Below are 15,881 nucleotides of genomic sequence, written 5' to 3' on the forward strand. Positions count from 1 at the left end.
CGCTCAGTCATCGGTCGCCTCGACTTGCTCGTAGGCGTTGACCAGGTCGGCGTACGCGGCGTTGCGCTGCAGCAGGTCCTCGTGCGGCCCGCGGTCGGCGATCCGCCCGTCGACGAGGAACAGCACCTCGTCGGCCAGACCGATGGTGGCCTTGCGGTAGGCGATCAGGACGAGGGTGGCGTCCCCGGATGCGGCACCCATGGCCGCGAGGATGCGGGCCTCCACCTCGGGGTCGACCGCCGAGGTGGCGTCGTCGAGGATCAGCAGCCGCGGTCGGCGTACGAGCGCGCGGGCCAGGGAGAGACGCTGGCGCTGCCCGCCGGACAGCGTCGTCCCGCGCTCGCCCAACCGACTGTCGAGGCCCTCGGGCAGGGCCGCCACGAAGCCGTCCGCCTGGGCGGTGCGCAGGGCGGACCAGACCTCCTCGTCGCTGACGTCCTCGCCGAGGGTGACGTTGCCGCGGACTGTGTCGTCGAAGAGGAAGGCGGACTGCGGCACCAGCGCGACCTGGCCGGCGAGCTGCCCGGGGGCGAGGTCGCGCAGGTCGACGCCGTCGACGCGGACGTGTCCGGCCTCGGGGTCCACCAGCCGGGTGAGCAGGGTCGTCAGCGTGCTCTTGCCCGACGCGGTCTCCCCGACCACCGCGACGGTGGCTCCGGGCTCGACGACGAAGTCGAGGTCGGCGAGGAGGTCCTGGCCCGGGACGTAGGAGAAGCGCAGGTCCTCGACCTCGAGGCGGGCACCCTGGCCGTTCGCCTCCAGACGAGCAGTCCCGTACGTCGTCTCGACGGGTTCGTCGAGCACGCGGTGCACCCGGCGGAAGCCGACCACCGAGCGTGGGAACTCTCCGAGCAGCCAGCCGATCGACCGGATCGGGAACGCCACGATGGTCAGCAGGTAGGCGATCGTGACGACGTCACCGGCACCGGCGTTGCCGTTCTCGATCTGCCAGACCCCGACGCCCAGGACACCGAGGACGCCCAGGCTCGGGATGGCTTCGAGGATCGGGTCGAACATCGCCCGGATCCGGCCGACCCGGATGCCGAGGTCGCGCAGCTGGTTCGCCTTCTCGGCGAAGCGCTCGGTCTCCTGGGCCTCACGCCCGAGCGTCTTGACGACCATCGCACCGTCGAACGACTCGTGAGCGATCTCCGACAGCTCGGCGCGCAGGGCCTGGATCCGGGTGAACAGCGGCGAGGACAGGTGCTGGTAGGCCAGCGTGGCGACAGTGACGAGCGGGAAGACCATCAGTCCGACGGCGGCCATGGTCAGGTCGACGAGCAGCATCTGCACCACGGCGATGACCATCATCGCCACCGTGCCGACCGCCATCGGCAGCGGCGCGATCGGCGCCCAGGCCGCCTCGACGTCGGCGTTGGCGTTGGACAGCAGCTGGCCGGTCGGGTGCTTCTGGTGCCAGGCCATCGGGAGGCGGAGGTACTGCGCGGTGACCTCGCGCCGGTACGCCGCCTGCATCCGGTACTGCATGACGCCGGCCCCGAGCCGGCGGGCGACGATGCCGACCGCTCGCAGGATCGCCACGCCGACGAAGAGCGCGATGACCGCGATCACCAGACCGGCGGTCGTCGAGCCCTCGTCGAAGGCGGGCAGCAGCACGTGGTCGGTGGACCAACCGAGGACCCAGGCATCAGCCACCGTGAGCGCGCCGAACAGGACGCTGCCGAGCGTGGAGATCGTGAAGATCCACGGCTCCCGTCGGATCGCCACCCCGAGGACGCGGAAGCCGTCCATGAGGGTCGTCCCCGACTCGTCGCCGGAGATGGCGTCGGTCGCGGGGTCAGTGCTCACAGTGGCCCAACCCTAGGGCCGTGCCCGGTGTTCCCGCTCGCGAATAATCGGTGTGCCGGGGCGCGCCGAGCACTACTCCACAGCCAGCTGCGCGGCTGCGGCCCGCGCGGTCGCCCGCGCACTCTCGGCGTCGGGGCCCTTGGCCAGTGCGACAGCCATCCGCCGGTTCGGCCTGGCATCAGGCTTGGCGAACACGCGGACGTCGACGCTAGGGTCCACCGCCATCGCGCCGTCGACACCGACCACCCGCGGTGCACGCCCCTCGGTGGTGGCCAGGCAGACCGCCGAAGCGCCCGCGGCCAGCAGCGGCACGGTGCCGGCGGGGACGGGCAGGCCGAGGATCGCACGCACGTGCAGCGCGAACTCGCTGAGCGCCTGCGTCGTCATCGTCACCATGCCGGTGTCGTGCGGCCGCGGCGAGACCTCCGAGAACAGCACCTCGTCCCCGACGACGAACAGCTCGACGCCGAAGATGCCGGTGCCGCCGAGGGCAGTGGTCACCGCGGTCGCGAGCTCGCGCGAGGCCGTCAGCGCCGCGTCCGACATCGGGTGCGGCTGCCAGCTCTCCCGGTAGTCGCCGTCCTCCTGGACGTGACCGATCGGGTCGCAGAAGGACGTACCGCCGGCGTGCCGGACGGTGAGCAGGGTGATCTCGTAGTCGAACTCGACGAACGCCTCGACGATCACCCGACCAGCACCGACGCGGCCGGCTTCCTGGGCGTAGGCCCAGGTGCGCGCGACGTCGTCGGCCGAGCGGATCACGCTCTGGCCCTTGCCGGAGGACGACATCACCGGCTTGATCACGCACGGGGTGCCGAGCGCCTCCACGGCAGCGGCGACCTCGGCCTCGCTGTCGCAGAAGCGGTACGCCGAGGTCGGCAGCCCGAGCTCCTCGGCCACCAGGCGCCGGATGCCCTCCCGGTCCATCGTGAGCCGCGCCGCGCGCGCGGTCGGGACGACGTGCAGCCCCTCGGCCTCGAGCGCGACCAGCTCGGCGGTCGCGATCGCCTCGAGCTCGGGGACGACGAGCAGCTCGGCGCACGGGTTCGCGCGCTCGGCGTCGAGGAGGGCGCGCAGGGCGACCGGGTCGGTCATGTCGACCACCGCGTGCCGGTGCGCCACCTGCATCGCCGGCGCGCCGGCGTACCGGTCGACGGCGAGGACCTCGCAGCCGAGGCGCACGGCTTCGACCGCCACCTCGCGTCCCAGCTCGCCGCTACCGAGCAGGACGAGACGTACGGCGGTGTCGGTCAGCGGGGGCCCGGGTGCGAATGCCATGGCGGGACCGTAGCGCCTCGCCTGCATTTCTGGGTGCTGAGGGTCGTCAGACGTGGTGCACGGCAAGGCGGAGGAAGGAGACGTCCTTCAGCGGAGCGCCAGCGGAGCGGACTTCGACTGACGACAACGCGGCCGGGCGCCGCGGCTGGCGGGCCTCAGTACACAGAAACGTGGATGTGGTCCATGTGGTTGGCGGTGGCCGAGCCCCGGCTGGGCATCGAGCGCCAGCCTTCTCCGCCGCGCTGCTGCGTGAAGATCCGCTGGTGCCAGATGACGTCGAAGAGGTTCAACTCGGCCGCGTTCGCCTTGAGGAACTCGGCGACCGCGTTACCGGTGGCGACGTCGCTGGTCATGATGTCGATCGCGCGACCGGTGCTGTGCTCGCCGTGGCCGTCGCGGCCGCCGTAGCGGGTGATCTGCGGGAAGTTGTTGCAGACCGCGCGGTACACGCGGATCGCGTCACGGGTCAGGCCGCTCTCGACGCCGCTGGTCCCGGCGCACGGCTTGCCGGCGATCGGCAGGTGCGCGGGGTCGGTCGGCTTCTTCTTCGCCAGGTAGTCGTCGGTGACCCAGTAGGTCTTCTTGCCGACCACGACCTGGGTGAAGCCGTTGCGGTTCTTGCCGGTGATGCCGATCTTGCGGAGGCTCTTCAGCTCCCCGGCAGTCTTGGCGTCCTCGTCGGGCTTGAGGCGGAGGTCGAGCTCCGCGGTCGTCCAGCGGCGGCCATTGACCTCGGGAACGGCCTGGCGTGCTGCGTCGCGGGAGAGCTGAACGGTCCGCTCGTGCTCGGCGGAGATCGTCGCCGAGGCCTGCCGGGCGATGTCGATGCGAGTCGTCGCCGCACCACCGTCGGTCAGCGTGATGCCCGCGCCGACGGCGGCGCAGGTCACCAGCGGAGCGGTGATCAGGGTGAGTCTTTGAACTCGGGCGTTGCGTGAAGCAAGGCTGTGTCGGCCTCGGGTCACCTGGCGTCCTAACGTTGACTACAAGGGCAGTCCCTCCCGGAAGGGCCCGCCCATAAGAACACGGTTCGGTAACGGAAGGCCAATCGAACTCACGTCAAAACCGGACGAACCGGACGTGCACCGGGCCACTTCCGTGCGACTTTCAACCACCCCGGGAGGGGTCAGCCGCCGGAGATCTCGTCCGCGTCCTCGAACATCTCCAGGCCGCTGCCGTCCATGTCGTCGAGCCAACCGTCCGGCAGCACCACCTTCTTGCGGGCACTCCCCTGACGCCCGCGCGGGGCGCCCAGGATCGCCTGCGGGAAGGGTTCGTCGTGGTCGAGCTCGGCGAGCAGCTTCTCCATCTCCGCGAGCGAGCTGACCAGCGCGAGCGCGTGCCGCAGCTCGCCGCCGGCACCGAACCCGCGCAGGTACCAGGACACGTGCTTGCGGAACTCCTTGCAGCCCCGCTCCTCGCCCATGTGCACACCGAGCAGCTCGGCGTGCCGGTACATCATCGTCGCGACCTCGCCGAGGTTCGGCAGGACCTGGACATCGTCCCCCTCGAACGCAGCAGCCAGGTCCCGGAAGAGCCACGGGCGTCCCAGGCAGCCGCGGCCGACGACGACCCCGGCGGCGCCGGTCTCGGCCACCATCCGCAACGCGTCAGCGGCTTCCCAGATGTCACCGTTGCCGAGCACCGGGATGTTCACGTGCTCGACGAGCTCGCCGATCGGCTCCCAGGCCGCCGTCCCGGAGTAGCCCTGGATGGCGGTGCGTCCGTGCAGCGCGATGGCGGCAGCCCCGGACTCCTCGGCGATCCGGCCCGCGTCCAGGTACGTCAGGTGGTCGGGGTCGATGCCGAGACGCGTCTTCATCGTCACCGGGACGCCGTACCGCGAAGCGGCCGAGACCGCAGCGTTCAGGATCTCCCCGAGCAGGTTCCGCTTCCACGGCAGCGCGGCGCCGCCACCCTTGCGCGTCACCTTCGGGACCGGGCAGCCGAAGTTCAGGTCCACGTGCCCCACCCCGTAGTCGGCGCACAGGATCTCGGCGGCCTTGCCGACGTACGCGCGGGTCGGTGCCGTAGAGCTGGACCGACCGGACGGTCTCCAGCTCGTCGAAGACGAGCATCGACTTCGTGGTCGCGTCACCCTCGACGAGGCCACGGCTGGTGATCATCTCGCAGACGAACAGGCTGCTACCGCCCTGAGCGGTCGCCTGCTCCAAGCAGAGACGCCGGTACGCCGCGTTCGTGATGCCGGCCATCGGAGCGAGCACCACCGGGGTGCGCACCTGCACCGAGCCGATCGTCAGCCCGGACGGTGCGGGAGAAGCAGCTGCGCTCAGGACTTCTTGTCCTTCTTCTTCTTCTTAGGCACCGTCAGCTCACCGGTCCACACGATCGGAGCGAACTCCTGCACGGCACGGAAGCTCACGCCGGTCATGGTGCCGTGGTCCGGCGCCAGGAAGACCAGGCAGGTCGCCAGCGAGGCCTGCGGCGCGAAGGTGGTCGGCAGCGGGACAGAGGGGCACTTGGTGAACGAGTTCGTGAAGCTCGACGCCGAGATCAGGGTGTTGCGGTTGTCGACGAGGAACAGCGGGATCGGCGTCTGGCCGACGTCACCCTGTCCGACGTTCTTGACCGTCACCTTGACGTAGTACGGCGTCGAGGCCCGGGTGCGTTCCTCGAGGGTGTAGCCGGAGAGGTCGTCGATCGTCCCTTGGGTCACCCCGTTCACCGTGAGCTGCAGGACCGTCTGGCGCTCGTCGTTCGGCGAGTACGCGACGTTCGCGGACTGACCGAAGGTCAGGTCGGTGCCGTACTCGGTCAGCTCGACGCCGTCCGGGACCGGGACCTGGGTCTGCGCGGTGGCAGCCGGGGTACCCGGCGACTTCTTCGCATCGGGATCCTTGGCGTCGGTGCAACCGGCCAGCACGGTCGTCAGGCCGACGACCGCCACGAGAACACGAACCAGCGACTTCATCCGCACATTGTGCACGGAGCGAGGCTCCCGAACGGCGCCGAACCGCCGATCCCGGACCATCAGCAACCGACCAGCCGCTCGGCGAAGTAGGTCCGCAGCCCCTCCAGGGAGATCCTCTCCTGGCTCATCGAGTCGCGCTCGCGGACGGTGACGGCGTTGTCCTCGAGGGTGTCGAAGTCGACGGTGACGCAGTACGGCGTCCCGATCTCGTCCTGGCGGCGGTAACGGCGACCGATCGCGCCGGAGTCGTCGAACTCGACGTTCCACAGCTGCCGCAGGTCGGCGGCCAGGGCCTTCGACTTCGGCGACAGGTCCTCGTTGCGGCTCAGCGGCAGCACGGCGATCTTCACCGGCGCGAGGCGCGGGTCGAGCCGGAGCACGGTGCGCTTGTCGACGCCGCCCTTGGTGTTCGGCGCCTCGTCCTCGGTGTAGGCGTCGACCAGGAAGGTCATCAGGCTGCGGGAGAGACCGGCCGCCGGCTCGATGACGTAGGGGAAGTAGCGCTCGTTGGCGGCCTGGTCGAAGTAGGACAGGTCGCTGCCCGAGGCCTCCGAGTGCGTCTTGAGGTCGAAGTCCGTGCGGTTCGCGATGCCCTCGAGCTCGCCCCACTCCGAGCCGGCGAAGTTGAACCGGTACTCGATGTCGACCGTGCGGGTCGAGTAGTGGCTGAGCTTCTCGGGCAGGTGCTCGAAGTGCCGCAGGTTGTCGGCCTTGATGCCGAGGTCGACGTACCAGGCGGTGCGCGTGTCGATCCAGTACTGGTGCCACTCCTTGTCCTCACCCGGCTTGACGAAGAACTCCATCTCCATCTGCTCGAACTCGCGGGTGCGGAAGATGAAGTTGCCCGGGGTGATCTCGTTGCGGAAGCTCTTGCCGATCTGGGCGATGCCGAACGGGGGCTTCTGACGGCTGGAGGTCACCACGTTGGCGAAGTTGAGGAAGATGCCCTGCGCGGTCTCGGGACGCAGGTAGTGCAACCCGGACTCGTCCTCGATCACGCCGAGGTAGGTCTTCAGCAGACCGGAGAACTGGCGGGGCTCGGTCCAGGCGCCGCGGGTGCCGCAGTTCGGACAGGCCAGGGTGGCGAGGTCCACGTCATCGGGGTTGCCGCCCTTCTTCTCGGCGACCGCTTCCTGGAGGTGGTCCGCCCGGAAGCGCTTGTGGCAGGACTGGCACTCCGTCAACGGGTCCGAGAACGTCGCGACGTGACCGGAGGCCTCCCAGGTCTGGCGAGGCAGGATCACCGAGGAGTCGAGGCCGACGACGTCGTCGCGCGACTGCACCATCGAGCGCCACCACTGGCGCTTGATGTTCTCCTTGAGCTCCACCCCGAGCGGGCCGTAGTCCCACGCGGACCGGGTGCCGCCGTAGATCTCTCCGCACGGGTACACGAACCCGCGACGCTTGGCGAGGGAGACGACGTTGTCGACGACGGACGGGGGCTTCTTGGCCACGGTGTTCTCAGCTCCTGTTCGATCCGCCCGGCTGGCTGCCGGACGAACGGACAGCCTACAGAGACCGCACGTCGGTCACATTCAGGGTTTCCCCGGGGACGACGAACTCGTAGGCGCTCGGCTCCTCGAGGGCCCGGCTCAGCGTGGCGACGGCGTGGAGCTTCACCTCGTAGGACGACAGCGCGCGGCGGTAGCTGCCCACGTCGGCCCAGCGGGTGACCAGGGTCCACAGGGTCGGGTCGTCGACGTTGCGACCGACGTCACCGTCGACGTACCCCGGGCGTGCCGCGAGCGCGGCGTGCGCCTTCTCCAGGTCGTCCCGGAACGACTCGTCCTCGGCACGGAAACGGTTCACGACCAGCATGGCTGAAGCGTAGTGGTGGCCACGTCTCGTCAAGCTCGACGACCGAGCGGCTAGAGGAACCGCGCCGTGTACGCCGCGAACCGCTCCCGCAGGTCGTCGACATCCAGGCCGACGTCCTCGGCGCGGTAGTCGATCCGTCCGTGCCGGTCGCGCTGGTGGTTGTCCAGGTAGCCGCGCAGCGCCGCCCGTGCCTCGTCGGTCACGGGCTCCCCCGCGAGCTCGTAGACACCTTCAGCGGTGCCGAGGTCGTCGGCCATGAACTCGTCGAAGCGCACGTCGAGCGAGCTCGACGGGTCGAGCACGTCCCGGTCACGGACCAGCGCATCGAGCATCAGCGCGATCCGGTCGGCCCAGTAACGACCGAGTCGCTCGACCGGAACCGGCGAGCGGTGCATCCGGGCGCTGTAGACGACCATCGTCGCCATCGAGACCACCACCGAGACCGGGTCGCGGTGGGTGACGACGACGGCCGCCCCCGGGAAGACGTCGGCCAGGACCGGCAGCTGCTCGAGGTGCTGGGGCGACTTGAGCAGCCAGCGCCGTCCGCCGCGCAGGTGCTGCAGAGCGGCGAGCTGCACCCGCAGGTGGGCGTAGTGCGGGGTCTGGTCGCAGGCCAGGTAGTGGTCGCGCCAGGCCGGCACCTCGGCGATCGTCTCGTAGAACATCGTCGAGAAGTCGTTGGCCAGGAGCTGGATCTCCTCGTGCACGTGGTCGGTCGTCATCTCGTGCATGCGCTTGAAGTGCGGCATCGCCTCGTCGGCGAACCAGACCGCCTGCCCGGTGCGCTCGCGCCTCGGCTCGACGTGGTCGCGCTCGGCCGCCACCGGGAACGGCTCGACGCTCTCCCAGTACGGCAGCGAACGGAACGTCGGGCCGGCGGAAAGCAGGTTGTGCAGGTGCGTCGTGCCGGTGCGCGGGAGTCCGGCGATCACCACGGGTGGCAGCAGGTCCACGTCACGGATCTCCGGGTGCCGGGCCAGCAGATCGGTGAGCAGCAACCGGTTCTTCAGCATCTGCAGCAGCTGGGTGTGCAGGTTGAGGAGTCCCGCCGGCGTCACGTCCTCCACCTCCCGCAGGGCGGCGAGCAGCACGCCGAGCCGGTCGGTGTAGTCGCGCGGCCCGAAGTCGGTCAGCCCGGTCTGCTCCGACGCCATCGCGTGCAGCTGGTCGGAGTCCAGCCGCAGGTCGGCGGCCATCGTTCCCATCACCTCGAAGATCGCGGTGACGTCCGAGGAGAACTCGGGCACTGCGAGATCGGTCAGTCTCACTGCTTCCATGCCGCGCCTACTTCCGTTACGTTCTGTATCGGAATGGTGACACAGGCCTCAGCCTCTGAACAGAGCCTCGGGCGGCCCCGCGACGGCCGGATCGACGAGGCGGTGCTGGACGCCGTCCGGGCGCTCCTGCTGGAGGTCGGCTACGCCGGCCTCTCCCTCACCGCGATTGCCGAGCGGGCCGGCACCACGCGCCCCGCCCTCGCCCGACGGTGGGCGTCACTCGACCACCTCGTGCACGAAGCGGCGTTCCCGCAGTCGCTGACGATCCCCGCGCCCGACGGATCGCCGTCGGTCCGCGACCTGGTCGCCGGCTCGCTGGCGGCGTTCTCCCACCCCGTCGCCCGCGCCGCCGCTCCGGGGCTCGTCGCGGCGATCACCGCCGACCCGAGCCTGCACGCCGCCCTGCTCCTGCGCTTCTCCGACGCGCTCGGCGGGATCGAGCAACCGCTGCTCGACCTCGTCGCGGGTGCCGCGTTCTTCGCCCTGCTGCTCCACCCCGACGACCTCGCCACACCGGAGGGACACCGTCGCTGGGTCGACCGGATCACCCACCTCATCACGGAAGGCACGTCCCGATGAACCAGAACTGGGAAACCACCGCAGCCTGGCAGGAGCTCCTCGCCGGGCTCGACGAGCTGCAGGCGAGCTTCCTCGAGGGCGACCGCGCGGTCACCACCGAGACCGGCGTGGTCAACGGCTACCGGATGCTGGGCACGATCCTCGGCATCGGCCTGGACATCTACCTCTACCCGGAGAAGAGCCGACCGGTCTGGGTCGACACCGTCACCCCGTTCCGCCGAGACCGGCGCTGGGGCGGCGACAACACCGACGCGGCGTACGCGTTCGCGATCTTCGACCCGGACCGCACCTACCGGATCTGGGGTACCCGCAACGACAGCGCGTACTTCTCCGTGACGGTCTACAACGAACCCTCGCCCGGCGCCTGGTCGGACAAGGTGATCGGCGTCGTCAACGACGCCGACCTGGAATTCGACGACGCCGGGAACTTCAGCTTCTACCTCGGCGCACGGAAGCCGGAAGGGTACGACGGCCCGTGGATCCAGTTCACGCCGGACACGGCCGCCGCTCTCACCCGCGACTACCAGGCAGATCCTCTGACCGGGAAGCCGGTGGAGTGGCACATCGAGTGCCTCGACGAACCGGACCCGATCGTCCGCTCGGACGCTGCCACCGCGCAGGCGCTGCGGTCCACGCTGAGCTGGATGCGGACGATGTTCATGATCGTGCCGATGACGATCAAGGAGCGGGTGGACGAGGACCGGCTCGGACTCGGGCACGAGACGCCGGACGGCGTGAACATGGTGGCCGAGCCCTACCGGGTGCCGGACTTCAACTTCGGCTGGTCGGCGACCGACGCGACGTACTGCTTCGGGTCCTACGACCTCGAGGCCGACGAGGCGCTGGTGCTCACCTACACGCCCCCGAACAGCTTCCGGTTCTGGAACTTCATGCCGTGGACCGAGTACATGGCCGGGCACAACGCCGCGGACGGCAAGACGTCGCTCAACAACCACACCGCCGTCAAGAACAGCGACGGAAGCATCACGATCGTGGTGGCCCGCACGCAGCTCGACCACCCCAACGCCGTGACCACGCTCGACAACCAGCGCGGCATGCTCGCGTTCCGCTGGTTCCTGGCCGACGAGGTGCCGGAGAAGCCCGTGGTCGAGCTGGTGAAGACGGGAGACGCGCCGACTGCGCTCACCTGAGCGCGTCCGTCACCTCGCGTCGCGCGGTTCGCTGATTTGACAATGATTCCCATTTCAAATGAGAATCATTCCCATGTTCCGCATCCCCCGATCCCGCTCCCTGAAGGTCGCACTCGCCGGCCTCATCCTGCTCCCGCTCTCCGCGTGCGGGGGTTCCGACGACGGGCGCACGACCGTCGTCGCCTCGTTCTACCCGCTGCAGTTCGTCGCCGAGCGCATCGTCGGTGACCACGCCAAGGTCGAGAACCTGACGGCGCCCGGGGTCGAACCGCACGACCTGGAGCTGAAGACCCGCCAGGTCGCCGAGCTGGCCGGCTCCGACCTGGTGCTGTTCGAGGCAGGGCTCCAGCCCGCGGTCGACAAGGCGATCGAGAACTCCGGTCCTGACGAGCGGCTCGACGTCGCCTCGGTGATCGAGCTCCACCACGAGGACGAGCACGCCGATGAGCACGGCGAGGACCACGAGGAGGGCGCCGGCCACGACCACGACGGTGACCCGCACTTCTGGCAGGACCCGACCCTGCTCGCCCAGGTGGCGGACTCCTTCACCGCGAAGATGGCGAAGATCGATCCCGACCACGCCGCCGACTACCGCGCCAACAACGACGCCCTGCAGAAGGACCTGGCCGCCCTGGACCAGGAGATCAGCGCCGGCCTGCAGGCCTGCACCAGCCGTACCCTGGTGGTCAGCCACGACGCGTTCAACTACTTCGCCGAGCGCTACGACCTCGAGGTCCACGCCATCGCCGGCCTCTCCCCCGACGCCGAACCCTCGCCGAAGCACCTCGCCGAGCTCGCCGACCTGATCCGGACCGACAAGATCACGACCGTGTTCAACGAGACCCTGGCCAGCCCCAAGCTGGCGAAGACGCTGGCCGACGACCTCGGGATCACCACCGCGGTCCTCGACCCGATCGAGGGACTGAGCGACGCGACCGCCGGGAAGGACTACCTGTCCCTGATGCGGTCGAACCTCGCAGCGATCCAGAAGGCAGACTCCTGTTCATGAGCACCGCACCGAACCCCGTTCTCGAGGTGACCGGAGGGTCCGTCGAGATCGCGGGGAGACCGATCCTCCGCGACGTCGACCTGCGCGTCGATCCCGGCGAGGTGGTCGCCCTCCTCGGGGCCAACGGCTCCGGCAAGTCGACCCTGGTCAAGACCGTGGCCGGACTTCTCCCGCTCTCCGCGGGCGAGGTCCGGCTCTTCGGCGTCCCGCTGACGGGCTTCCGGTCGTGGTCGCGGCTCGGCTACGTCCCGCAGCGTTCCCCGATGGCCCAGGGCGTCCCTTCGACGGTGCGCGAGGTGGTGGCCTCGGGGCGGTTGTCCCGCCGCCGACCGTTCGTTCCCGAGCGGGCCGCGGACCGGGCAGCGGTGCACGCCGCCCTGGAGGCAGTCGGTCTGTCCGACCGCGCGCAGCACCCGGTGGGCATCCTGTCCGGTGGCCAGCAGCAGCGCGTGCTGCTCGCCCGCACGCTCGCCGGCGAACCGGACCTCCTGCTCCTCGACGAGCCGCTCGCCGGCGTCGACCTGGTCAGCCAGGACGCCCTCGCGGCCACGCTGGAGCACCTGACCGAACGAGGCACCACCGTCGTCGTCGTCCTCCACGAGCTCGGCCCGCTGGAGCCGCTGATCCAACGCGCGGTGACGCTGCGCGAGGGACGGGTCTCCTACGACGGGGACCCGTCGGGCGCACCCGGCCACGGCCACGGGCACGCGCACTGCGAGCCGTCCGCAGCTTCCCCGAGCCCCGTTCCCGGGGTCGTCCCCGGCGGATTCCCGGGTGTCGCCGCGCCCCTGGGTCGGGAGGGTTGATGTTCGACATCCTGTTCTCCGACTTCATGGTGCGAGCCCTGCTCGCCGGGGCGGCGACCGGCCTCGCAGCTCCTGCCGTGGGCACCTACCTGGTCCAGCGACGACTGTCACTCCTGGGCGACGGCATCGGGCACATCACCGTGACCGGCGTCGCCCTCGGCCTGCTGACCGGCGCCTCCCCGACGGCGACTGCCGTGGGCGTGGCGATCCTCGGGGCGCTCGTGATCGAGCTGATCCGTGCCACCGGCAAGGCCTCCGGTGACGTGGCGCTCGCGCTGCTCTTCTACGGCGGCATCGCCGGCGGTCTCATGATCGTCTCGTTCGCCGGCCAGGGTGCCTTCGCGCTGCAGTCCTACCTGTTCGGATCGATCGTCTCCATCTCCGACGCCGACGTCTGGGTGAGCATCGCGCTGGCCGCCGTGGTGATCACTCTCAGTGTCGCGCTGCGCCCGCAGCTCTTCGCCGTGGCGAACGACGAGGACCACGCCCGGACGACCGGCCTGCGTGCCGGCTACTACAACGTCCTGATCTCGGTGCTCGCCGCGGTCTCGGTCAGCGTCGCGATGCGCACCGTCGGCCTGCTTCTGGTCAGTGCCCTGATGGTCATCCCGGTGGCCACCGCCCAGCAGTTCGCCAAGGGATTCCGAGCCACCATGTTCGCCGCGATGGGAGCGGGCTTGCTGGCGGCCGTGGTCGGCATCACGACGACGGCGTACGTCGATGCGCCCCCGGGCGCCACGATCGTGCTGGTCTCTCTCCTCGGGTTCGCCGTGACCGCGCCGGTAGGCGTGCTGGTCCAGCGGCGCCGGCAGGCGCGGGTCCCGTTCGAGATGGCCGAGGAGCCCGAGCAGCAGCGGGTCCTCGAGCCGCACCGGCACCAGCACGGACCCGGGTGCGGGCACGTCGCGGTCGAGCACGGGGACCACGTCGACTACATCCACAACGGTCACCGCCACGCGGTGCACGGAGGTCACTATGACGAGCACTGATCCCCGTCCGCTGCGCCCGACCCGGCAACGAACTGCCGTCGCCGGCGTTCTCCAGGGGTGCAACGAGTTCCGGACCGCCCAGCAGGTGCACGAGTCGCTGCGCGCGGCCGGCGACAACGTCGGCCTGTCCACCGTGTACCGCGCCCTCCAGGCGATGGCCGACGCCGGCGAGATCGACGTGCTCCGTTCGGACGCCGGCGAGGCGTCGTACCGGCGGTGCAGCGACAGTCATCACCACCACCTCGTCTGCCGCTCCTGCGGTGCGACCGTGGAGGTCGAGGGCCCGGCCGTGGAGCGGTGGACCCACGGGGTCGCCGAGGACCACGGTTTCCGCGACGTCAGCCACACGCTCGAGATCTTCGGGACCTGCGCGAACTGCTGAACGAGCGCTGGCTGCGTTGTCGTCGATCGACGTCCGCTCCGCTGCGCTGCGCTGAAGGACGCCTTCACTCCTCCGCCTTGCCATCGCACGTCCAGCAATCCGCGCTGCGCGCGAACTGCTGAACTCGCTCATCCGTTCGGCGCGAGGTCCTCGGCCGCCCCGAACTTCCGGGTGCGCTGCGCGTAGATCTCGATCGCCTTCCAGAGCTCGACCCGGTCCACGTCGGGCCAGAGCACATCGGTGAAGACGAACTCGGAGTAGGCGGCCTGCCACAGCATGAAGTTGCTGAGCCGCTCCTCCCCCGAGGTCCGCCAGACCATGTCGGCCTCGGGCACCTCGGGGACGTAGAGGTAGCGCGCGAAGGTGCGCTCGTCGATCCGGTTCGGGTTCACCTTGCCGGCGGCGACGTCGCGGGCCAGAGCAGCCGCGGCGTCCGCGATCTCGGCACGGCCGCCGTAGTTCACGCACATCGTCAGGGTGAGCACGTCGTTCGCCTGCGTCAGCTCCTCGGCGACCTGCAGCTCCTTGATCACCGAACGCCACAGCCGCGGCGCGCGTCCGGCCCAGCGGACCCGGACACCGAGCTCGTGCAGCTCCTCGCGCCGCCGGCGTACGACGTCGCGGTTGAAGCCCATCAGGAACCGGACCTCCTCGGGAGAGCGCGACCAGTTCTCGGTCGAGAAGGCGTACGCCGAGATCGCCTTCACGCCGATCTCGATCGCACCCTTGACGACCTCGACGAGCGCCTGCTCGCCACGCTCGTGGCCCGAGGTCCGCGGCAGCCCGCGCTGGTTGGCCCAGCGTCCGTTGCCGTCCATGATCACCGCGATGTGCTCGGGGACCAGGTCGGCCGGGATCGTCGGCGGCTTCGCTCCGCTGGGGTGCGGCTCGGGGTACTTCACCGGCCCGCGAGCTGCCTGACGTCGGGTTCTGCGCACGGGACGAGGCTACGCGACCGACCGGAGCGGCGCGGAGCTTGCTCCGGCGTCCGCGGAGCGAGGAGCGTTGAGGAGCGCAGCGACGATCACCGAGCGTCCGAGGTTGCTCGTGACCGAGTGGCTGAAGTCCCGTTGACGAGCGCAGCGAGGATCACGTCGAGACCTAGCCCGTGGCGTACGGCATCGACCGGAGCCCTCGCTCCAGGTGCCAGGCCAGGTACGCCGAGACCAGCCCGCGCGCCTCGCGACGGTCACGGTCGTCGGCCTGCGCGACCCCGGGCCAGTCCCCCGCGAGCAGCGCCCCGAGCAGGGCGATCGTGGACAGGGTCGGGTGAGCAGACCCCGGCATCCGGCAGTCGGCGCAGAGCACGCCACCCGAGGCCGGGTGGAACGCGCGGTGCGGACCCTCCAGCCCGCAGCGGGCGCACCCGTCGAAGGAGGGCGCGTAGCCGGCGACGGCCAGCGAGCGCAGGATGAACGAGTCCATCACGTCCGAGGGCCGGTAGTCGCCGGACGCCATCGCCCGCAGGCCACCGATCAGGAGCTGGTACTGCTGCACCGACGGCTCGCGCTCTTCGGCGACCAACCGCTCGGCGGTCTCCACCATCACCGACGCCGCCGTGTAGCGGTCGTAGTCGGAGCTGATCGACTCCCCGAAGGGGGCCCGGGTGACCGCCTGGGTGATCGTGTCGAGGTTGCGCCCCTCGGCGAGCTGCAGGTCCACGTGGGTGAACGGTTCCAGCCGTGACCCGAAGCGTGAGGACGTACGCCGGACGCCCTTGGCGACCGCGCGGATGACACCGTGCTGACGCGTCAGCAGCGTGATGATGCGGTCCGCCTCCGCGAGCTTGCGCGTGCGCAGCACGATCGCTTCGTCGGTGTAGAGGGGCACCCGAGCATTCTCCCCCCTCGG

At 70.0% G+C, this 15,881-nt stretch carries 15 protein-coding genes and 1 pseudogene; 6 read left to right on the forward strand and 10 right to left on the reverse strand.

Features of this window, described 5'->3' with window-relative positions; translation table 11 throughout:
• Positions 1 to 3: 3 nt before the first annotated feature.
• The 8 genes and pseudogenes from ABIE44_RS01390 to ABIE44_RS01425 all read right to left on the reverse strand — a co-directional run bounded on the left by ABIE44_RS01390 (position 4) and on the right by ABIE44_RS01425 (position 9,114).
• A complete protein-coding gene (locus ABIE44_RS01390) occupies positions 4 to 1,809 on the reverse strand; it encodes an ABC transporter ATP-binding protein (protein WP_354437746.1) in 1,806 nt (601 codons plus the stop codon).
• A gap of 72 nt (positions 1,810 to 1,881) precedes the next feature.
• Complete coding sequence (gene purT / locus ABIE44_RS01395) at positions 1,882 to 3,087, reverse strand: formate-dependent phosphoribosylglycinamide formyltransferase (RefSeq protein WP_209713335.1); 1,206 nt, start codon at positions 3,085 to 3,087, stop codon at positions 1,882 to 1,884.
• A 155-nt stretch (positions 3,088 to 3,242) separates the two neighbouring features.
• A complete protein-coding gene (locus ABIE44_RS01400) occupies positions 3,243 to 3,977 on the reverse strand; it encodes a VldE C-terminal domain-containing protein (RefSeq protein WP_209713333.1) in 735 nt (244 codons plus the stop codon).
• Between the two features lie 236 nt (positions 3,978 to 4,213).
• Positions 4,214 to 5,300: pseudogene (gene dusB / locus ABIE44_RS01405) on the reverse strand (tRNA dihydrouridine synthase DusB).
• A gap of 77 nt (positions 5,301 to 5,377) precedes the next feature.
• A complete protein-coding gene (locus ABIE44_RS01410) occupies positions 5,378 to 6,019 on the reverse strand; it encodes a hypothetical protein (protein WP_209713331.1) in 642 nt (213 codons plus the stop codon).
• 59 nt (positions 6,020 to 6,078) lie between these two features.
• A complete protein-coding gene (locus tag ABIE44_RS01415; RefSeq protein WP_209713329.1) occupies positions 6,079 to 7,473 on the reverse strand; it encodes a glycine--tRNA ligase in 1,395 nt (464 codons plus the stop codon).
• Positions 7,474 to 7,528: 55 nt separating this feature from the next.
• On the reverse strand, positions 7,529 to 7,837 hold the full coding sequence (locus ABIE44_RS01420) for an antibiotic biosynthesis monooxygenase family protein (RefSeq protein WP_209713327.1): 309 nt from the start codon (positions 7,835 to 7,837) through the stop codon (positions 7,529 to 7,531).
• Positions 7,838 to 7,887: 50 nt separating this feature from the next.
• Positions 7,888 to 9,114 (reverse strand): sulfotransferase family protein, encoded by a 1,227-nt coding sequence (locus ABIE44_RS01425; protein ID WP_209713324.1) that lies wholly within the window; start codon positions 9,112 to 9,114, stop codon positions 7,888 to 7,890.
• 36 nt (positions 9,115 to 9,150) lie between these two features.
• Between ABIE44_RS01425 and ABIE44_RS01430 the strand changes: the two genes are divergently transcribed.
• The 6 genes from ABIE44_RS01430 (at position 9,151) to ABIE44_RS01455 (ending at position 14,030) form a co-directional block, all read left to right on the forward strand.
• Positions 9,151 to 9,693, forward strand: coding sequence for a helix-turn-helix domain-containing protein (locus ABIE44_RS01430; protein WP_209713322.1), 543 nt, complete (start codon positions 9,151 to 9,153; stop codon positions 9,691 to 9,693).
• Positions 9,690 to 10,844 carry a DUF1214 domain-containing protein gene (locus ABIE44_RS01435; protein WP_209713320.1) on the forward strand — a complete coding sequence of 385 codons (1,155 nt, stop codon included), beginning with the start codon at positions 9,690 to 9,692 and terminating at the stop codon, positions 10,842 to 10,844. The genes ABIE44_RS01430 and ABIE44_RS01435 overlap by 4 nt, the downstream gene beginning before the upstream one ends.
• 73 nt (positions 10,845 to 10,917) lie before the next feature.
• Positions 10,918 to 11,853, forward strand: coding sequence for a metal ABC transporter substrate-binding protein (locus ABIE44_RS01440; RefSeq protein ID WP_209713318.1), 936 nt, complete (start codon positions 10,918 to 10,920; stop codon positions 11,851 to 11,853).
• A complete protein-coding gene (locus tag ABIE44_RS01445) occupies positions 11,850 to 12,659 on the forward strand; it encodes a metal ABC transporter ATP-binding protein (protein ID WP_209713316.1) in 810 nt (269 codons plus the stop codon). Before ABIE44_RS01440 ends, ABIE44_RS01445 begins: the two co-directional genes overlap by 4 nt.
• Positions 12,659 to 13,648: a metal ABC transporter permease gene (locus ABIE44_RS01450; protein WP_209713314.1), complete on the forward strand. Its 990-nt coding sequence runs from the start codon at positions 12,659 to 12,661 to the stop codon at positions 13,646 to 13,648. Before ABIE44_RS01445 ends, ABIE44_RS01450 begins: the two co-directional genes overlap by 1 nt.
• Entirely contained in the window at positions 13,635 to 14,030 is a 396-nt protein-coding gene (locus tag ABIE44_RS01455) for a Fur family transcriptional regulator (RefSeq protein WP_209713312.1), read from the forward strand. The genes ABIE44_RS01450 and ABIE44_RS01455 overlap by 14 nt, the downstream gene beginning before the upstream one ends.
• A 128-nt stretch (positions 14,031 to 14,158) precedes the next feature.
• Here ABIE44_RS01455 and ABIE44_RS01460 read toward each other — a convergent pair whose 3' ends face one another.
• Positions 14,159 to 14,968 (reverse strand): isoprenyl transferase, encoded by an 810-nt coding sequence (locus ABIE44_RS01460; protein WP_354437750.1) that lies wholly within the window; start codon positions 14,966 to 14,968, stop codon positions 14,159 to 14,161.
• Positions 14,969 to 15,131: 163 nt separating this feature from the next.
• Positions 15,132 to 15,860: a DNA repair protein RecO gene (gene recO / locus ABIE44_RS01465; protein WP_209713310.1), complete on the reverse strand. Its 729-nt coding sequence runs from the start codon at positions 15,858 to 15,860 to the stop codon at positions 15,132 to 15,134.
• Positions 15,861 to 15,881 lie beyond the last annotated feature (21 nt).

This window comes from Marmoricola sp. OAE513 (genome assembly GCF_040546585.1).
Classification (GTDB): Bacteria; Actinomycetota; Actinomycetes; order Propionibacteriales; family Nocardioidaceae; genus Marmoricola.